Below are 15,749 nucleotides of genomic sequence, written 5' to 3' on the forward strand. Positions count from 1 at the left end.
AAAGATAGCGATACCGCCGCGGCGGACGTTATAGGTAACCGTCATTGCGAGGAGCGCAAGCGACGAAGCAATCCATTCCTCCACTTGCGGTACCATGGATTGCTTCGCTTCGCTCGCAATGACGCGGATGGGCCGCAGCATCCTAATGCGATAGAATCTTCGACAAGAACTTCTGCGCGCGTTCGCTGCGCGGGCTGCCGAAGAAATCCGTCTTCAGCGCGTCCTCGACGATCTCGCCCTTGTCCATGAAGATCACGCGGTGCGCAACCTTGCTGGCAAAGCCCATTTCGTGGGTAACGACCATCATGGTCATGCCTTCATGGGCAAGATCGACCATCACGTCGAGCACTTCGCTGATCATCTCGGGATCGAGGGCCGAGGTCGGCTCATCGAACAACATCGCGATCGGATCCATGGCGAGCGCCCGCGCGATCGCAACGCGCTGCTGCTGACCGCCGGACAGTTCAGCCGGATATTTGTTCGCGTGCACCGTCAAGCCGACGCGCTCGAGCAGCTTCTGGCCCTTGGCCATCGCCTCGTCATGCGAGCGGCCGAGCACCTTCTCCTGCGCCAGGCACAGATTCTCGATGATGCGCAGATGCGGAAACAGCTCGAAGTGCTGGAACACCATGCCGACGCGCGCGCGCAGTTTCGGCAAATCGGTCTTGGGATCGTTGACCTTGATGCCGTCGAGAATGATCTGGCCTTCCTGAAACGGTTCAAGCGCGTTGACGCATTTGATCAGCGTCGACTTTCCCGAGCCCGACGGGCCGCACACCACCACCACCTCGCCCTTGGCGACGCTGGTGGTGCAGTCCTTCAGCACCTGGAAACTCGGCCCGTACCATTTATTGACGTGGCTGATTTCGATCATGAACCCATCCTTTTGAGCATGATCTTCTCGGAAAACCGGTTTCCACTTTTCCGGATCATGCTCGCTACCGAACAATAGCAATGCGTGCCTGCAGGCGCCGGACGCCATAGGACGCGACACAGGAAATCACGAAATAGACCGCGGCCGCGAACAGATACATCTCGACCAGCCGGCCGTCGCGCTGCGCCACCTTGCTGGCGGCGCCCAGGAAATCCGGGATCGACAGCACATAGACCAGCGAAGTGTCCTGGAACAGCACGATGGTCTGAGTCAGCAGCACCGGCAGCATGTTACGAAACGCCTGCGGCAGCACGACATAGCGCATGGACTGGCTGTAGGTCAGGCCGAGCGCGCTCGCCGCAGCCGGCTGCCCTTTGGAAATCGACTGGATGCCGGCGCGCATGATCTCGGAGAAATACGCCGCCTCGAACATGATGAAGGTGACGAGAGACGAGGTGAACGCGCCAACGCGAATGGGGCGCGATGCGCCGGTCAGCCACTGGCCGATATAAGGCACCAGGAAATAGAACCAGAAGATCACCAACACCAGCGGCAGCGAGCGCATGAAGTCGACATAGAGCCCGGCGATGCTGCCGAGCAGCTTGTAGCCGGACAACCGCATCAGCGCGATCAGCGTACCGAAGACCAGGCCGCCCAGCGCCGACAACCCGGTCAGCATCAGCGTAAAGCTCATGCCGTCGAGGAACAGGTAAGGCAGCGAGCGGCGGATGACATCGAAATCGAGATTGTCGAACATCGCTATTTCCCCGTGATATAGCCGGGGATCGCCAGGCTGCGTTCGAGGAAGCGCATGCCGGTGACGACGACGATGTTGATCGCGAGATACATCACGGTCGCGGCGGTGAAGGCCTCGAACACCTGGAACGAGAATTCCTGCATTGCCCGCGCCTGGCCGGTCAGTTCGATCAGGCCGATGGTGATCGCAACGGACGTATTCTTGATGGTGTTGAGGAATTCGGACGTGAGCGGCGGCAGGATGATGCGGAACGCGATCGGCAGCAGCACGTAGCGATAGCCCTGCGCCGTGGTCAGCCCGAGCGCGGTCGCGGCATTCTTCTGTCCACGCGGCAGCGAGGCGATGCCTGCGGCCAATTGCACGGCGACACGCGCCGACATGAACAACCCGACCCCGATCGCCGCCGTCCAGAATGGCGCATTGGGAATCTGCTTGAGCCACAGCCCTGCGCCGCGCGGCAGTAGTTCCGGCAGCACGAAGAACCAGAGGAATAGCTGCACCAGCAGCGGCATGTTGCGGAAGAATTCGACATAGCCAAAGCCGATCCAGGACGCGGTTCTCGACGGCAGCGAGCGCAGGATGCCGATGATCGTGCCGAAAAATAGCGCGATGACCCAGGCCAGCAGCGCCGTCTGGATGGTCAGCAGCAGTCCCGCCACCAACATGTCGAGATAGGTCCCCGCCCCTGTCGGGTTCGGCTCGAAAAAGATATGCCAGTTCCAGTTATAGTTCACGCTGCACCTTGTCCCCGAAAGTGCCGGTAAAGCTCTTGGTCATGACTGCGTATGCAAATGTCCGGCCATTCTTTGCTTTCAAAAAATGGCCGGACTTGCCGGTTGGAAGCCCCTCATCCTGAGGAGCCGCGCATTGCGCGGCGTCTCGAAGGATGAAGGCCCAACTGCGGCCTCATGGGTTCGCCCGGCGATGCGAGCATCGTCCGGAGACGGCGCTGGCGCGCCGCCTCACCATGAGGGTCAACGCATCACTTACTTATACGAATCCGGATCCGGCGAGTCCGACGGTTTGGCGAACTGGTTCTTCAGCTCGGCGCTGATCGGCGAGTTGAGGTTCAGCCCCTTGGGCGGGATCTTCTGCGTGAACCACTTGTCGTAGATCTTCTGGCCCTCGCCGCCGGTATAGAGCGCCGCCGTCGCCGCATCGACCACCTTCTTGAAGGCCGGATCATCCTTGCGCAGCATGATGCCGTAGGGCTCGGGCTTGGAGAACGCATCCTTGGAGATGACGTAATCGCCCGGCGCCTTCGAGCCGGCAACCAGGCTCGCGAGCAGGATGTCGTCCATCACGAAGGCCACGGCGCGATCGGTCTCGACCATCAGGAATGCCTCGGCGTGATCCTTCGCCGGGATAATATTGACGTTGAGGCTGCGCGCCGCGTTGGCTTCGGTGAGCTGCTTGATATTGGTGGTGCCGGCGGTCGAGACCACCGGCTTGCCCTTCAGATCGTCGATCGAATTGATCTTGCTCGCCTTCTTGGTGACGTAGCGGCTCGCGGTCAGGAAGTGGGTGTTGGTGTAGGAAATCTGCTTCTGGCGCTCGGCATTGTTCGTGGTCGAGCCGCATTCGAGATCGATCGTGCCGTTGGCGAGCAGCGGGATGCGGGTCGACGACGTCACCGGGTTGAGCTTGACCTCGAGCTTGTCGAGCTTGAGCTCCTTCTTCACGGCATCGACGATCTTGTAGCAGATGTCCATGGCGTAGCCGATCGGCTTCTGGTTGTCGTCGAGATAGGAGAACGGAATCGACGAGTCGCGGTAGCCGAGCGTGATGGCGCCGGTGTCCTTGATGTTCTTCAGCGTCCCGGTGAGTTCCTGGGCCGTTGCCGGTCCGGCGCACAACGCACCCGCGACCAGACAGCCGATAATATGACGGTGTTTCACGTAACTTCTCCCTCCAAAGGTTTCAGATGATTGCTCATCCACCCTAACTCAGCAACTTGCCGGGCCGTTTGGCCGGCGGTCTCGAACCTGTCTTGGCAAGACCCTTGGCAAGACCTTTGGCAAGACCGCCTCCGGCGTGCCCGGCACTATGCCTGCACAATTCGGACCAAAACAGATTTAGCGCCCGTTGGCCATCATGCATTCGGCCCCTGAATGCGACTAAAGACAAAGGCAACGCCCATTTGTCGCCGCCGATCGGGACCAGCCGCTTCCGGCCGGAAGCCGCCACAGTCCCCTCCGTTAACCAAGCCACACCGCGTCCGCTGAGCGCCATCCCGCACAGCACGTCCGACATGTCGCTTTCAATGACCCGCACGCCGAAAATGGGGGCGGTCTCCAGGATGAGATCGACCAGCCGGGCAAAATAGACGCCGGGCGAATACATCAAAAGGGGGACCGGATGCGACGCCCGGCCGGGCAGCGACGCGCCGCCCTTCGCCATCAGCGCCTCGCTGGCATAGGGCCGCAGGAATTCGGTGCCGAGCGTGACGCGTTCGTAGCGGTCCGGATCGAGATGGATCGGCTGCTGGGCGTGGTGGTAGCAGATCATCAGGTCCACGTTGTCGGAGACAAGCGAGGTGACGAGATCGTGGATGTTGCCGACAACCACCGAGCAGCTCAACCGCCGCTCCTGTGACCAGGCCGGCCACCAATGCGGCAGCCGGGCGGTGGCCATCGCGAACGGCAGGGCAATGCGGATATGTTCGTTGCGGCGAAGCGGCTTGCCGCCAAGTTCGACGCGGCTGTCGAGCATCTGCCGCAGCAACTCGCCGGCATGCTCGCGAAAGCGCTCGCCTTGCGGCGTGAGCTGCGTCGGGTACACGCTGCGGTCGATCAGGTCGAAACCGAGCCAGGCTTCGAGCGATTTGATCCGTCGGCTGAACGCGGCTTGGGACGTGTTTCGTTTCTCGGCGGCGCGGGTGAAATTGCCGGTCTCGGCCACCATCAGGAAATCCTGAAGCCAGCGAAGCTCCATCATGCGCCCCGCTTTGCAGGCGATCGCGGCGCCGCCGCCACGATAGCCGCTCTTGGGCAACGCATGGCTGCGGACGCCAACCGGCGCTGGTTCTCGATGGCAAATGTGAAGTTCCATGCCGGCAAACGTAGCGGGTCGCCCCGCGGGATGACCAATGCAAGCTTTGCATTGCCCCCGCTCGCCTTCGCTTCTGCGGCAGTCCCCGTCGATTCTCGCCCGCCCATGTCAGCCGTTCCGCATTCGCCCATGATCGCATCTTCCTTAACCTGCCACGCCGCTGGCGCGTTATGCAAATTTTGCATCATGCAGACTTGGCATCAATGGCGGCGTTCGGCGGCCTTAAACTTGGTGAGCGACAACCCTTCGTCCGATCGCTTCTCACGCCTCGGTCGAATGATCACCAGGATGAAACCTCGAAAATGAAAATCTGCGTACTGGGCGCCGGTGTCATCGGTCTGACGACCGCATGGTGCCTTGCTGAGGCCGGACACGACGTCATCATCGTCGACCGGCATGCCTCCACCGCGAAAGACGCCAGCGCAGCCAATGGCGGCCAGCTCTCGTACGCGTTCGTGGCGCCGCTGGCGTCTCCGGCAACACTCAGGAAGCTGCCGTCGCTGCTGCTGTCGCCGGCTTCGCCCATGCGCATCCGCGCTGGCCTCGATCCGGCCTTGATTTCCTGGGGCGCGCGCTTCCTGCTCGCTTGCCGGCCGGCAGCCGTGCGCGAGACCATTGCAGCGCAACTTGCGCTCGCCGCCTTGAGCCGGAGCGAGCTGGCGCGGCTGACGCAAAGCCTGATGCTCTCATTCGGATTGCGAACGGCCGGCAAGCTCGTGGTGTTCCGAAGCCGGAGCGAATTCGATAGTGCGCGACGCGCGGTCACCGCAAACGGTGGCGACGACGGCCAACAGGTGTTGACGCCGGCGGAATGCCTGGCGCTGGAGCCTGCGCTCAGACTTGACGCGCACGAATTCGCGGGCGGCATCTTTACGGCCGCCGAGCAGGTCGGAGATTGCGCGGCCTTTTGCGCAGGACTGACGTTCCGCCTGCGGAGGCAGCGCAACGTCGAATGGATACTCGGTACCGAAGTTGCCGGGCCGGTTCGCTCCGGCGGCCGGCTGGTCGCCGTCGACACCGGCAAGGGACACGTGCAGGCAGACCATTTCGTTTTGTGCATGGGCGCGGCATCGGGCGCTTTTGCGAAAGCGTGCGGATTCTATCTGCCGATCTATCCGCTCAAAGGCTACAGCATCACGCTTTCACCGGCGCCAGAGGCGCGCCTCCTTCGGCACAGCGTCACGGACATGGAACGCAAGCTGGTATTTGCGCCGCTCGCGCGCGACGGGCACACAGCCATACGGGTTGCCGGCATCGCCGATCTCGAAAGCGATACCACGATCGATGCAGGGCGCGTCGAAGTCCTGCGCCGCGCCTCCGCCGAGCTGCTTGGGATCGACGCAGCCGGCGACATCGAGCCCTGGTGCGGGCTTCGTCCCATGACGCCCGACAGCCGGCCGATCATCGGCTGGTCGCCGCTTGACGGCCTCTTCATCAATTCAGGACACGGCATGCTCGGCTGGACGCTGGCGTGCGGCAGCGCGCGGCTGACGGCGGACTTGATCGGTTGCAAGCCCCCGGTCACCGCGACCGGAGCGTTTGCCCTGCGCCGCGCCGCCTAACGAGCGGTGACGTTGCGAACGAGTGGGCCGACAATCCAGGCTAGTCATCATTGCCCGAATTCGCATGGTGCGGCGGCGGCCAAATTCCGTAGTCCGGGATGCCGCGGCAGGGCGATCATCGCGGGCGTCGTTTCCAGCTTGTTGCGACGGGGACGGCGCGAGCCTCCCAGCCACCAACACGCTTTTCTTCCTGGGCGAATTCAGGGATGATCGAGCCCGGGAAGAAACAAGCGGCTCTCGCGTCAAGAGAAGCTGCAGGGGAGTGTTGCTTATGTTCAGACGTAGCCATTTGGCGACCGCCATTGCTGCCTTCATGCTGATATCCGCAGCCGCCGGCGCGCAAGAATATCCCACCAAGCCGATTACGCTGATCGTCCCGTGGCCGGCGGGCGGTTCGACCGACATCTCGATGCGCGCGATCGCCGAGAGCGCTTCGAAGGTTCTGGGACAGCCGATCGCAATCGACAACAAGGCCGGCGGCTCCGGCACCGTCGGGCCTGCCACTATGGCGGCAGGCGCCAAGCCCGACGGTTACACCATCGCACAGATTCCGATCACGGTGTTTCGGCTGCCGCTGATGCAGGAAGTCTCGTGGGATCCGGCCAAGGACTTCACCTACATCGTTCACCTCACCGGCTACACGTTCGGTGTCACCACCAGCGCCGAGTCGCCATTCAAGACCTGGCAGGATGTGATCGACTACGCCAAGCAGAATCCCGGCAAGGTGACCTATGCGACGCCGGGTGCCGGCACGTCGCTGCATATCGGCATGGAGCAGATTGCCTCGATGGCGGGAATCAAACTGACGCAGGTGCCGTTCAAGGGCGGCGCGGAGACCAATGCCGCGGTGCTGGGGCAGCACACCATGCTGCAGGCGGACTCGACCGGCTGGCGCCCTTTGGTCGACGCCGGCAAGCTGCGGCTTCTGATGGTGTGGACCTCGGCGCGCTCGCCGAACTATCCAAACGTGCCGACGCTGAAGGAACTCGGCTATCCCATGGTCTATGACTCGCCTTTCGGCATCGCCGGACCGAAGGGGATGGACCCGAAGATCGTCGCCAAGCTGCACGACGCCTTCAAGAAGGCGCTGGAAGATCCCGCCGTGATCGCCACGCTCGCCAAATTCGACATGGTGCCGAACTACAGGAATACCGAGGATTACAAGAAGTTCGTCGTCGAAGTGACGGAATCCGAGCGCAAGGTGATCGACAGGCTCGGGCTGGCGAAGAAGACGAACTGATCACCGCCATGTCCCGGGCGCGATGCAGCGCGCCAGCGCTGCTTCGCAGAACCGGGACCCATATCGCCGAAAAATCGTGGGCCCCGGCTCTGCAACGCACCGCTTCGCGCTGCGTCCGGGGAACGGCTGAAAGAGTAATCGATGAGTAATGACGTCAAGTTCCGCCTCAACAATTCCGAACTGTGGGGCGGGCTGATCGGGCTCGCGCTTGGCGGCTTCGTGGTCTGGTCCGGGCTCAAGCTCAAGCTCGGTACCATCAACGATCCCGGGGCGGGTTACGTCCTGTTCTATACCGGCATCCTGATGTGCCTGTTCGCCGCAACGATCATCATCGCGGCGCTCAGCGAGGGCGGGCCGACCTTCGGTTCGCGTTGGCAGAACACCCGCTGGACAAAGCCGGTGATCGTCATCGCCTGCCTCGCCTCGTTCGCCTTTGCGCTCAATCCGCTCGGCTTCCTGCTGTCGTCGATCCCGCTGATGGTACTGCTGTTGCGGCTGGTCGACCCCGTGCGCTGGCAATTGACCATTCCGATCGCACTGTTGGTGCCGCTCGGCATGTGGTGGATCCTTAAACGCCTGCTGCTGATCCAATTGCCCTCGGGCATCTTCGAAATCGGCTGATCGCACCATGGACACGCTCATCAACGTCGCGCATGGCTTCGGCGTCGCCCTTCAGCCAATCAATCTGATCTATTGTTTCATCGGCGTCTTCATCGGAACGCTGGTCGGCGTGCTGCCCGGCATAGGCCCGATCTCGGCGATGTCGCTGTTGCTGCCGATCACGCTGTCGGGCACGCCGGAGTCGGGCATCATCATGATGGCCGGCATCTACTACGGTTCGATGTATGGCGGCTCGACCACCTCGATCCTGGTCAACATTCCCGGCGAGGCCGCTTCCGTCGTCACCTGTATCGACGGGCACCAGATGGCGAAACAAGGTCGCGCTGGTCCTGCGCTCGGCATCGCCGCGTTCGGCTCGTTCATCGCCGGCACCTTCGCGCTGATCGCGCTGATGCTGGTGGCGCCGAAGCTCGCCAGCGTCGCGATCGCGTTCGGGCCGGCCGAGTATTTCAGCCTGATGGTGCTCGGCGTCGTGGTGCTCACCTTCCTGACGCAGGGCTCGATGGCGAAGGCGCTGCTGATGGCCTGCACCGGCGTTGTGCTCGGCCTGATCGGTCTCGACAGCATTACCGCGCAACCGCGCCTGACCTTCGGCCGGATCGAGCTGATCGACGGCATTGGCCTCGTCCCGGTCGTCATGGGCCTGTTCGGTGTCGCCGAGGTGCTGCTCAACACTGAACAAATCATCAAACGCGACATCATCAACACGAAGATCACGCACCTGCTGCCGAGCAAAGCAGACTGGAAGGCCAGCGCGGGCCCGATGTCGCGCGGAACGATCATGGGATTTCTGCTCGGCATCCTGCCGGGCGGCGGCGCGGTGATCTCTTCCTTTGCGTCCTATGCTCTGGAGAAGCGACTGTCCAAAACGCCGGAGCGGTTCGGCAACGGCGCGATCGAGGGCGTGGCGGGACCCGAAGCCGCCAACAACGCCGCCGCCGGCGGCGCCTTCATTCCGCTGATGACGCTCGGCATTCCGCCGAATGTGGTAATGGCGCTGTTGCTCGGCGCCTTCGTCATTCACGGCCTGCAGCCTGGGCCCTTGATGATCACGCAGAACCCCGGCCTGTTCTGGGGCATCGTCGCCAGCATGTATATCGGCAATCTGATGCTGCTGGTGCTGAACCTGCCGATGATCGGCATGTGGGTACAGCTCCTCAAGCTGCCCTACAACATCCTGTTCCCGCTGATCATCCTGTTCACCATCATCGGCGTCTATTGCTCAAGCAACAACGTGTTCGACGTCTATGTGATGATCGCGTTCGGCATCATCGGGTATTTCATGCGCAAGCTCGGCTACGAGCCGGCGCCGTTGGTACTGGCCTTCGTGCTGGGACCGATGCTGGAGAACAATCTGCGCAAGTCGCTGATCCTCTCCCAGGGCAATCTGATGACGTTCGTCGAGCGGCCGATCTCGGCCGCCTGCCTTCTGCTTGCGGTCGTGCTGCTGGTCGGCCCGCTGCTGCCGGCGCTGCGCAAGAAGCGCGAACTGGTCGCGCTGGATGAAGAGGTGTGAGCGGCTGGAGCAGTGCCGCCGCGTGCACCTGCCGCTAGTCGCCCGCTTGTTCCGCCGCTTCGCGGCATGATAGGCACCAACCATCCTCGTGTAGCCAGCAATTCTCCTCTTGTTCATGAGGATCGCTGCGCAGCGACTTGACGCCGGCGCCGTGATCACGCGCTAACGCTTCACCGAGCCGCTTACTTACCTCAGCATCGCGTGCACCCGCGAATTCATAGAATAGAACCCGACACAAGAACCGCGCGCTGAACTTGTCAGCGCGAACGCGCGTGACCAGCAACATGCCGCCGAAACCTTCAGTTGGCGTCATGGGAAACAATAGGCGCCCGCCAGGCTTCAATGCGTCCAGCCAGGCCGGAAGCGGATGCGTCGCTCCAGCACTGGCGACGATCACGTCCGCGGGCGTGAGAGGATGACCGGCGCCGTCGCCATTCGCGACCATGACCTGCGGCCATGGTGCCAGGGCCGCACGCGCCAGCCCTGCTAGTCGCGGCTCGATTTCGATCGCCTCCACGGCGCCATCACGACCGACCAGTTCGGCCAGGATGGCAGTGTAATAGCCCGTGCCGCAACCGAGATGCACCACATGTTCGTTGGCCACGATATCAAGCTTGTCGAACACGAAAGCCCAAAGGCTGGGCTGGCCGTTGTTGAGCCTGCGGCTTTCGTCGAGCGCGATCAGCACATCGTGATAAACGTGACATGGATCGTCATCGGGTGTGGTTCGATAGTCCGCCATGTTCCAGAAGCTTTTGATCCGCCAAGGCCCGGGGCCGACGAACCCCTCACGCGGCACGGCCGCAAAGGCCGCCTTCGCCGCGGCTGAGCGCATATCGGCGACAAACCAGAGGTCTTCTGCATAGTGTCGGCGCTGGGCTTCTACGGAATCGGACATCAGGGCCTCTCAACCATGGGGTGAGCGGCCAGCGTAGCACATCAAGGATGCAGCCGCTGTAGCCTCATCACACTCTTGCTCGCCCGGATTGAGCTGTGGCCTGTCTGTTAGTGATGCATCCGGGCTTGTCCCGGGCGTCCACGTTCTTGTCACCCGCGCAAGGGCGTGGATGGCCGGGACGAGCCCGGCCATGACGCAAGGTGAGGCATTTTCGTTCAGGCCTTGCGCTTCATCTCGCCGAGATCCCAGAAGATCCCCGCCATGATTGCCAGCGCTTCCTCAGTCACCGGCAGCAGGATGTGCTCGTCCGGCGCATGCTGCGAGCAGCCAGGGTAGGAATGCGGCACCCAGATCGTCGGCAGGCCAAGCCCCTCGGCGAACACATCGTTGGGCAGCGAGCCGCCAAAGTTCGGCAGGATCGCCGGCGACTTGCCGGTGGTCTCCCTGATCGAGTTCGCCGTCCAATTCACCCAGGGGCTGTCGACATCGGTGCGCGAGGCGGCGAAACGTTGCGTGCCGCTGACTTCCACCATCGGAAAGCCGTTGGCGTGCAAATGCGTGCGCACGGCGTCAATGACCTCTTCGTATTTGGTGCCGACGACGAAGCGGAGCTGCAGCACGGCATTGGCGTGTCCGGGAATGGCGTTGGCCGGCTTCTCGATACTGCCCGACGATATCGCCAGCACTTCCAGCGTATTCCAGGCAAACAGCCGCTCTGCCGGCGATAGCCCCTCCTCGCCCCAGTCGGGCGCCAGCGCCGGCTCGTCCGCGGTCGGCTCGATCCTCACATCCGCAAGCGCCGCGCGGACGGCATTCGAGATCCGCGGCGGTTTGAGCGCGTCGAGCTTCATCCGGCCCTTGCCGTCGACGAGGCTCGCAATGGCGTTGCAAAGGATCGTCGCGGGATTGGCGAGCACGCCGCCCCAATTGCCCGAATGGTGGCCGCCTTCGCGCAAGTTGACATCGAGATGAATGCGGTTGCCGCCGCGGCAGCCGAGAAAGATCGTCGGCCGATCGGCCGAGAGCCGCGGCCCGTCGGACGCCAGGAACAGATCGGCCTTCAGCGCCTCGCGATGGGTTTCGCACACCTGCCGCAGATCGGGCGAACCGATCTCCTCGCCGGTCTCGATGATGAACTTGGCGTTGAAGCCGAGCCTACCACCGCGGGTCTCGCGAACCGCGCGCAACGCCGCAAGGTTGATGCTGTGCTGGCCCTTATTGTCGGCGGTGCCGCGGCCATAGACGCGTTCGCCCTTGGTCGTGATCTGCCACGGATCGAGATTGTCGCGCCATTCACCTTCCATGCCGTCGACGACGTCACCATGGCCGTAGGTGAGCACGGTCGGCAGAGAGGGATCCTCACGATAATCCGCCAGCAGATAGGGGCCTTTGCCGGTCGGCGATTCGATCAGGCGGGTGGAGAAGTCGAGCGCGGCGAAGGCCGGCTGGAGGTCGTCCACGAGATAGGCGCGCAACGCCTCGCCGCTGCCGGGATTCTGGCTTTCGGTCCGATATCCAACTCTGCGGCCGAGCTCGGCGAGAAACGCGCCGGAATGAAGATGCTCGCGTACCCGCGCAACCGCGTCGGCTCTATCAGCCATGTTTCTTTCCTTTGTTCGCAAACGTGTTGGGGCCGCAACCTATCGGGATAAGCCGCCCGCTGGAAGTGGCAGGGCCCGTCGAATGGGCCTTGCTAAACGCAGCGGGGATGCAACAATTTCAGGCAACAGCCCGGCGTTTAACCGGGGCAAATGCGCAAGGGAACTGCGCGCTGCGAGGTTCGCGTCATGACAAAACAAATCCGGCTGAATGCCTTCGCCATGAACTGCGTGGCGCATCAATCGCCGGGGCTCTGGACCCATCCGCGCGACCGCACGCTGGACTATAACCGCCTGCCCTATTGGCTCGATCTGGCGAAGAGGCTGGAGCGCGGCCGGTTCGACGGACTTTTCCTCGCCGACGTGCTCGGCGTCTATGACGTCTTCGGCAACAGCCCGGACGCTGCGCTGCGCAATGCCGCGCAGACGCCGGCCAACGAGCCTCTGATGCTGATCCCGGCGATGGCGGCGGTGACGCAGAATCTCGGCTTCGGCGTCACCAGCAATCTCTCTTTCGAGCCGCCCTACCCGTTTGCGCGGAGAATGTCGACGCTCGATCATCTCACGGAGGGACGCGTCGGATGGAACGTGGTGACCGGCTATCTCGACAGCGCCGCCCGCGGCGCCGGCAAGGACAAGCAGACGGCGCATGACGACCGCTACGACATTGCGGACGAATATATGGAGCTGGTCTACAAGCTCTGGGAAGGAAGCTGGGAGGACGACGCCGTGCTGCGCGACCGCGCGCGCGGGATTTTTGCCGATCCTTCCAAGGTGCATCGCATCCAGCACGAGGGCCGCAACTACCGGCTCAACGCCATCCATCTTAGCGAGCCGTCGCCACAGCGGACGCCGGTGCTGTACCAGGCCGGCACCTCCCCGCGCGGTCGAAAGTTCGCTGCCCAACATGCCGAATGCGTGTTCATGTCGGGCCCGTCGGCCAAGATCATCGGGCCGCGGGTTGCCGCGATCCGCGCGCTGGCGCAGGAGATCGGCCGCAATCCGGCTGAAATCCTGATGTTCTCCATGATGACGATCATTCTCGGCCGCACCGAGGCAGAGGCGAAAGCGAAATACGCCGACTATCGGGCGCACATCGCGACGGAGGGCGCGCTGGCCTTGATGTCGGGCTGGATGGGCGTCGATTTCTCGAGCTACGACCTCGACCAGGAAGTGCGCCACGTCCAGAACGACGCCGGCCGCACTGCGCTCGACAACGTCACCCGCGCCGATCCCGACCGGGTCTGGACCGTGCGCGAAGTCGTCGAGCATGTCGGCATCGGCGGCGCGGGGCCGGTCGCGGTCGGCACGCCCGAGAAGGTTGCCGACGATATCGAGGCCTGGTTCGAGCAGACCGACGTCGACGGCCTCAACGTCGCGTTCGCCACCTCGCCCGGTGATTTCGAGGATATTGCGGATATGCTGGTGCCCGAACTGACAAAGCGTGGGCGGTACAAGAGCGAGTACGCGAAGGGGACGCTGCGCGAGAAGCTGTTCGGCACAGGCCGCGCCCGGCTGACGGAGCAGCATCCGGCGGCGAGATTTCGCCCGCATGTGCAAGCGGCGGAGTAGCGGTCCGTCGTTCCGGGATGGTCCGAAGGACCAGACCCGGAACCTCGAGATTCCGGGTTCGATGCTTCGCATCGCCCCGGAATGACAAGCCACTCAATTCACCGAATTGCTGACGACGACCTCGATCAGCTTCGCGCCGGGGCGGCTGAAGGCTGACGACAATACGGACTTCAATTGAGAAGGATCGGTCACCTTCGTCGCTTCCAGACCGAGCGATTTCGCAACACCGGTGAAATCCACCGGGGGATCCACAAAATCCATGCCGACGTAATGATCGTCGCCGTGGAAGGCGAGCAGCCGCTGCTTGATGATGCGGTAGCCGCCATTGTTGACGATGACGAACGTCAGCGGCAGCTTGTGGTTTGCGGCCGTCCACAGCGACTGGATCGAGTACATCGAGCTGCCGTCGCCGGAATAACAGACCACTGGCCGCTGCGGATTGGCGAGGCTGACACCGACAGACGCCGGCAGTCCCCAGCCGATGCCACCGGAGGCCAGCGCGTGATAGCCGTAGCGGTCGCGGTGCGGACGCAGCGCGATGATCTGCCGCGCCGAAGTCAATCCTTCGTCGACCAGGATGGCGTTGTCGGGCATCGCTTCGACCACCTGCAGCGCCAGCCAGTCGGGATCGATCGGCGAAGTCTCGGCATGTCTCGCAATCTGTTCGACCAGCGGCTTGCGCCGCGCCGTCCAGTTCTTCGCGGCGAGTGCGTCCAATCCTTGGCTCGCGCGTGCCTGGAGCGCGCTGCCGCCGGCGGCCTTTAGAGCCGGGACCAGGGCGCGCAAGGTTTCCCGCACATTGGCCTTGAGCGCGATGTCGGCGCCGTAATTCCTGGCGAGGTCGTGGTCGACCAGGCCGATCTGCACGATCGACAGCCCGTCCGGCAACGGGTCGACTTCGCTGTAGACCGACATCCGCAAGGGATCGCCGCCGAGCGCGATGATGAGATCGTATGGCGACAGCGCGTCACGGGCGATCTTCTGAATGCGCGCCAGCGCACCCATGAAGCACGGGCTTTCCGACAGGAAATGGGCGCCATAGGGCGTCGACGACTGGTAGGCCGGGCAACCCAGCGTTTCCGCGAGTTGAGCGGCCTCCTGCAACGCATCGCTTTTCACGATCTCGTCGCCAACAATGATCACCGGCCGCTCTGCCTTGAGAATCCGCGCGGTGAGCGCCTGCAACGATTCCTCCGATGGTTTGACGCGCGTATCGACGCGGGTCGAGCGGCCAAGCTCGATGCCGGCCTCGGAATTGAGGATGTCGCCCGGCAGCGAGATAAACACCGGCCCCGTCGGTGGCGTGGTCGCGATCTTGGCGGCGCGGCGCACGATCCGCGGCAGGTCCTCCAGCCGCGTCACCTCCACCGCCCACTTGACCAAGGGAGCAGCCATCTGCACCAGCGGACCATAAAGCACCGGCTCCGTCAGGCCGTGGCCCTGCTCCTGCTGGCCGGCGGTCAGGATCAGCGGCGTGCCGGTGAAGCTGGCGTTGTAGAGCGAGCCCATCGCGTTGCCGAGGCCGGGCGCGACATGGACGTTGCAGGCGACGAGCTTGCCGGAGGCGCGGCTGAAGCCGTCGGCCATGGCGACGACCAGGCTTTCCTGCATCGCCATCACATAGGTGAGGTCGGGATGGTCCTTCAGCGCGTGCATGATCGGCAGTTCGGTGGTGCCGGGATTGCCAAACAGATGCGTAATGCCCTCATCCTTTAGCAGCGCCAGGAATGCCGAACGGCCGGTGATCTTGTTCTTCATTTTTCCTCCCGCCCGCCGCTTCCTTGACGAGCGGGGTGGAGGGAGATGACCAAACTTGGCGCGCGTAAGCAATGGATCGCGGTCATGGCTGCTCTGCACAGGCATTTTCCGTGTCCCCGACGCCGTGCAGCGCGGCAGCGGTACAGCGCGGGACCGGACAAAAAAAGCGAAAACAACCCCATGCAAAGTAGAATGGGACCCGGCTCGCAGCCCTCAGGCAGCTTGCGTCCGAGGCACGAGATGGCCCGTCGTCACGGCCTCATCCCGCTCTAGGCCGTTTACTCATTAAGCGACTGACTGAT

13 protein-coding genes and 1 pseudogene are annotated in these 15,749 nt (G+C 63.1%); 5 read left to right on the top strand and 9 right to left on the bottom strand.

The features are described 5' to 3' along the window. Window positions 1–142: 142 nt before the first annotated feature. From ACFXS9_RS28860 to ACFXS9_RS28885, 6 genes and pseudogenes are all read right to left on the bottom strand, one after another. A complete protein-coding gene (locus ACFXS9_RS28860; RefSeq protein WP_057841598.1) occupies window positions 143–874 on the bottom strand; it encodes an amino acid ABC transporter ATP-binding protein in 732 nt (243 codons plus the stop codon). A gap of 64 nt (window positions 875–938) precedes the next feature. Further along, window positions 939–1,631, bottom strand: coding sequence for an amino acid ABC transporter permease (locus ACFXS9_RS28865; RefSeq protein ID WP_392694675.1), 693 nt, complete (start codon window positions 1,629–1,631; stop codon window positions 939–941). Between the two features lie 2 nt (window positions 1,632–1,633). Beyond that, window positions 1,634–2,365 carry an amino acid ABC transporter permease gene (locus ACFXS9_RS28870; protein ID WP_392694678.1) on the bottom strand — a complete coding sequence of 244 codons (732 nt, stop codon included), beginning with the start codon at window positions 2,363–2,365 and terminating at the stop codon, window positions 1,634–1,636. A 252-nt stretch (window positions 2,366–2,617) separates the two neighbouring features. Further along, complete coding sequence (locus ACFXS9_RS28875) at window positions 2,618–3,529, bottom strand: amino acid ABC transporter substrate-binding protein (RefSeq protein ID WP_392694680.1); 912 nt, start codon at window positions 3,527–3,529, stop codon at window positions 2,618–2,620. A gap of 43 nt (window positions 3,530–3,572) precedes the next feature. Beyond that, window positions 3,573–4,343 carry a substrate-binding domain-containing protein gene (locus ACFXS9_RS28880; RefSeq protein WP_392700067.1) on the bottom strand — a complete coding sequence of 257 codons (771 nt, stop codon included), beginning with the start codon at window positions 4,341–4,343 and terminating at the stop codon, window positions 3,573–3,575. Between the two features lie 96 nt (window positions 4,344–4,439). Beyond that, window positions 4,440–4,682, bottom strand: a pseudogene (locus tag ACFXS9_RS28885) (LysR family transcriptional regulator); the annotation flags it as partial. Window positions 4,683–4,984: 302 nt separating this feature from the next. Between ACFXS9_RS28885 and ACFXS9_RS28890 the strand changes: the two are divergent. The 4 genes from ACFXS9_RS28890 to ACFXS9_RS28905 all read left to right on the top strand — a co-directional run bounded on the left by ACFXS9_RS28890 (window position 4,985) and on the right by ACFXS9_RS28905 (window position 9,621). Beyond that, complete coding sequence (locus ACFXS9_RS28890; protein WP_392694682.1) at window positions 4,985–6,244, top strand: FAD-dependent oxidoreductase; 1,260 nt, start codon at window positions 4,985–4,987, stop codon at window positions 6,242–6,244. Window positions 6,245–6,515: 271 nt separating this feature from the next. After that, a complete protein-coding gene (locus tag ACFXS9_RS28895) occupies window positions 6,516–7,484 on the top strand; it encodes a Bug family tripartite tricarboxylate transporter substrate binding protein (protein WP_392694685.1) in 969 nt (322 codons plus the stop codon). 141 nt (window positions 7,485–7,625) lie between these two features. Then, complete coding sequence (locus ACFXS9_RS28900) at window positions 7,626–8,105, top strand: tripartite tricarboxylate transporter TctB family protein (protein ID WP_392694688.1); 480 nt, start codon at window positions 7,626–7,628, stop codon at window positions 8,103–8,105. A 7-nt stretch (window positions 8,106–8,112) separates the two neighbouring features. Next, complete coding sequence (locus ACFXS9_RS28905; RefSeq protein ID WP_392694691.1) at window positions 8,113–9,621, top strand: tripartite tricarboxylate transporter permease; 1,509 nt, start codon at window positions 8,113–8,115, stop codon at window positions 9,619–9,621. 34 nt (window positions 9,622–9,655) lie between these two features. Here ACFXS9_RS28905 and ACFXS9_RS28910 read toward each other — a convergent pair whose 3' ends face one another. Both ACFXS9_RS28910 and ACFXS9_RS28915 read right to left on the bottom strand, forming a co-directional pair. Further along, window positions 9,656–10,309 carry a protein-L-isoaspartate O-methyltransferase gene (locus ACFXS9_RS28910; protein WP_392694693.1) on the bottom strand — a complete coding sequence of 218 codons (654 nt, stop codon included), beginning with the start codon at window positions 10,307–10,309 and terminating at the stop codon, window positions 9,656–9,658. A 425-nt stretch (window positions 10,310–10,734) separates the two neighbouring features. Then, complete coding sequence (locus tag ACFXS9_RS28915) at window positions 10,735–12,120, bottom strand: M20 family metallopeptidase (RefSeq protein ID WP_392694695.1); 1,386 nt, start codon at window positions 12,118–12,120, stop codon at window positions 10,735–10,737. Between the two features lie 186 nt (window positions 12,121–12,306). Here ACFXS9_RS28915 and ACFXS9_RS28920 point away from each other — a divergent pair, with 186 nt between their 5' ends. Next, window positions 12,307–13,689: an LLM class flavin-dependent oxidoreductase gene (locus tag ACFXS9_RS28920; protein WP_392694698.1), complete on the top strand. Its 1,383-nt coding sequence runs from the start codon at window positions 12,307–12,309 to the stop codon at window positions 13,687–13,689. A 93-nt stretch (window positions 13,690–13,782) separates the two neighbouring features. On the opposite strand, the gene ACFXS9_RS28925 is transcribed toward ACFXS9_RS28920, so the two are convergent. Further along, complete coding sequence (locus tag ACFXS9_RS28925) at window positions 13,783–15,447, bottom strand: thiamine pyrophosphate-binding protein (protein ID WP_392694700.1); 1,665 nt, start codon at window positions 15,445–15,447, stop codon at window positions 13,783–13,785. Between the last annotated feature and the right edge of the window lie 302 nt (window positions 15,448–15,749).

The organism is Bradyrhizobium sp. RDI18, assembly GCF_043203335.1.
In the GTDB taxonomy this organism is placed as follows: Bacteria; Pseudomonadota; Alphaproteobacteria; order Rhizobiales; family Xanthobacteraceae; genus Bradyrhizobium; species Bradyrhizobium retamae.

Excerpts from the sequence above, each read along its gene's own strand:
- ACFXS9_RS28860 (WP_057841598.1), bottom strand. The coding sequence starts at position 874 with ATGATCGAAATCAGCCACGTCAATAAATGGTACGGGCCGAGTTTCCAG.
- ACFXS9_RS28865 (WP_392694675.1), bottom strand. The coding sequence starts at position 1,631 with ATGTTCGACAATCTCGATTTCGATGTCATCCGCCGCTCGCTGCCTTAC.
- ACFXS9_RS28880 (WP_392700067.1), bottom strand. The coding sequence starts at position 4,343 with ATGCTCGACAGCCGCGTCGAACTTGGCGGCAAGCCGCTTCGCCGCAAC.
- ACFXS9_RS28890 (WP_392694682.1), top strand. The coding sequence starts at position 4,985 with ATGAAAATCTGCGTACTGGGCGCCGGTGTCATCGGTCTGACGACCGCA.
- ACFXS9_RS28895 (WP_392694685.1), top strand. The coding sequence starts at position 6,516 with ATGTTCAGACGTAGCCATTTGGCGACCGCCATTGCTGCCTTCATGCTG.
- ACFXS9_RS28900 (WP_392694688.1), top strand. The coding sequence starts at position 7,626 with ATGAGTAATGACGTCAAGTTCCGCCTCAACAATTCCGAACTGTGGGGC.
- ACFXS9_RS28905 (WP_392694691.1), top strand. The coding sequence starts at position 8,113 with ATGGACACGCTCATCAACGTCGCGCATGGCTTCGGCGTCGCCCTTCAG.
- ACFXS9_RS28915 (WP_392694695.1), bottom strand. The coding sequence starts at position 12,120 with ATGGCTGATAGAGCCGACGCGGTTGCGCGGGTACGCGAGCATCTTCAT.
- ACFXS9_RS28920 (WP_392694698.1), top strand. The coding sequence starts at position 12,307 with ATGACAAAACAAATCCGGCTGAATGCCTTCGCCATGAACTGCGTGGCG.
- ACFXS9_RS28925 (WP_392694700.1), bottom strand. The coding sequence starts at position 15,447 with ATGAAGAACAAGATCACCGGCCGTTCGGCATTCCTGGCGCTGCTAAAG.